This window comes from Ruegeria sp. BHSB196, assembly GCF_059613135.1.
The window spans coordinates 1-2,730 of sequence record NZ_JBXWRY010000074.1; the positions used below are offsets into that span (position 1 = coordinate 1).

The window sequence follows — 2,730 nt, forward strand, 5'->3', positions numbered from 1 at the left end:
GCCTGGCGCCGCGACGCTATCTATTGTCAAGGTCAGTGTATGCTTTTGATCTGTCTTTCCATTACTGGATCAAATCAAGCCTGTCGGGCGATTAGTACCGGTCAACTGAACGCATTGCTGCGCTTACATCTCCGGCCTATTGACGTGGTGGTCTTCCACGGCCCTCAGGGAGACCTTGTTTTGAGGGGGGCTTCCCGCTTAGATGCCTTCAGCGGTTATCCTGTCCGATCATAGCTACCCAGCACTGCCGTTGGCACGACAACTGGTCCACCAGTGGATCGTTCACCCCGGTCCTCTCGTACTAGGGGCAACTCCTCTCAAGTCTCCTACACCCACGGCAGATAGGGACCGAACTGTCTCACGACGTTCTAAACCCAGCTCACGTACCTCTTTAAACGGCGAACAGCCGTACCCTTGGGACCTGCTCCAGCCCCAGGATGAGATGAGCCGACATCGAGGTGCCAAACACTGCCGTCGATATGGACTCTTGGGCAGTATCAGCCTGTTATCCCCGGCGTACCTTTTATCCGTTGAGCGATGGCCCTTCCACTCGGGACCACCGGATCACTATGGCCGTCTTTCGACTCTGCTCGACTTGTCAGTCTCGCAGTCAGGCTGGCTTCTGCCATTGCACTCAACGAGCGATTTCCGACCGCTCTGAGCCAACCTTCGCGCGCCTCCGTTACGCTTTAGGAGGCGACCGCCCCAGTCAAACTACCCGCCACGCAGGGTCCCGGATCCGGATGACGGACCGCGGTTAGACATCAAGAATGCAAAGGGTGGTATCTCAAGGGAGGCTCCACAGGAACTGGCGTCCCTGCTTCGAAGCCTACCACCTATCCTGCACATTGCAGTCCTGATGCCAGTGCGAAGCTGTAGTAAAGGTGCACGGGGTCTTTCCGTCTAACCGCGGGAAGCCTGCATCTTGACAGGCAATTCAATTTCGCTGAGTCGATGTTGGAGACAGCGGGGAAGTCGTTACGCCATTCGTGCAGGTCGGAACTTACCCGACAAGGAATTTCGCTACCTTAGGACCGTTATAGTTACGGCCGCCGTTTACCTGGGCTTCAATTCAAGGCTCTCACCTCTCCTTTTAACCTTCAGGCACCGGGCAGGCGTCAGACCCTATACGTCGTCTTGCGACTTCGCAGAGCCCTGTGTTTTTAATAAACAGTCGCCACCCCCTGGTTTGTGCCCCCAGCCCCTAGTTGCCTAGGAACCGGGCCTCCTTCTCGCGAACTTACGGAGGTATTTTGCCGAGTTCCTTCAACATCGTTCTCTCAAGCGCCTTGGTATGCTCTACCAGTCCACCTGTGTCGGTTTAGGGTACGGTCTGATGGAGGGCTATTTCCAGGAACTGCTCAGCAGCCCAACCAATCCGATAAGGTTGAACTACACCTGCAATCCGTCACATCCTCCTGGCCCAGGAATATTAACCTGGTTCCCATCGCCTACGCCTTTCGGCCTCGGCTTAGGGGCCGGCTTACCCTGCTCAGATTAGCTTTAAGCAGGAACCCTTGGACTTTCGGCGAGAGTGTCTCTCACACTCTTTGTCGCTACTCATGTCATCATTCTCGCTAGTGATCTCTCCACCGGATCCCTCACAGGCCGGCTTCATCGAAAGAACTCTATCCTGCGCTACCGCCTGTTCGGCTACTTGAGCGCGCTTACGCGCACCACATAACCGGCGGCAATACAGGATGAGTTCTATGTCACACTACGCTCTGCTACCATGCCTTACGGCATCCGAAGCTTCGGCTCATGGCTTGAGCCCCGTTACATCTTCGCCGCAGGACAACTTGTTTAGACCAGTGAGCTGTTACGCTATCTTTAAAGGATGGCTGCTTCTAAGCCAACCTCCTGGTTGTTTTGGTCGTCCCACCTGCTTTCCCACTTAGCCATGAATTGGGGGCCTTAGCTGTCGGTCAGGGTTGTTTCCCTCTCCACTACGGACGTTAGCATCCGCAGTGTGTCTGCCATCCAGTACTCCCGGGTATTCGGAGTTTGGTTAGGATCAGTAAGCCTGTGGGGCCCCATTACCCATCCAGTGCTCTACCCCCCGGGGTATTCGGATGACGCTCTACCTAAATAGATTTCGCAGAGAACCAGCTATCTCCGAGTTTGATTGGCCTTTCACCCCTAGGCACAGCTCATCCCGATCCTTTTCAACGGATGTGGGTTCGGTCCTCCAGCACGTGTTACCGTGCCTTCAACCTGGCCATGCCTAGATCACTCGGTTTCGGGTCTGATCCCACGAACTCATGCGCCCTATTAAGACTCGCTTTCGCTGCGCCTACACCTAACGGCTTAAGCTTGCTCGTGAGACCAAGTCGATGACCCATTATACAAAAGGTACGCCGTCACCCAGCCACCAAATCAATCCCCGCTAAGCCGCTGCAGCAACGCCTGCTTGCTGCGGCCATGTCCCTTGAGCACGCGCTCGCGATCCCTCGCAAGACGCTCCGACGCATAGGCCTCGTAGTAAAGCAGGCCCCACGACCTGCCCCGCGTCGAGGCATTTTTCCCGTCATTGTGCTCGGACAGCCGACGTCTGAGGTCGGCAGAATAACCGATGTAATGCTCGCCACGTTCGCTGCGCAAAACATAGACATAATACACACGGTCTCCCGGATTGATTTGGAGGCTGGGCTCCGACTGATTGTAGGCGTTCGGTTTCAGGTACTGTTTCACTCCCCTCGTCGGGGTGCTTTTCACCTTTCCCTCACGGTA

General features: G+C 55.6%; 1 rRNA gene. It reads right to left on the bottom strand.

Going from position 1 to position 2,730, the window contains the following annotated elements:
- Nucleotides 1-70: 70 nt before the first annotated feature.
- A 23S ribosomal RNA gene (locus tag AC2FNJ_RS19925) occupies nt 71-2,730 on the bottom strand; the annotation flags it as partial.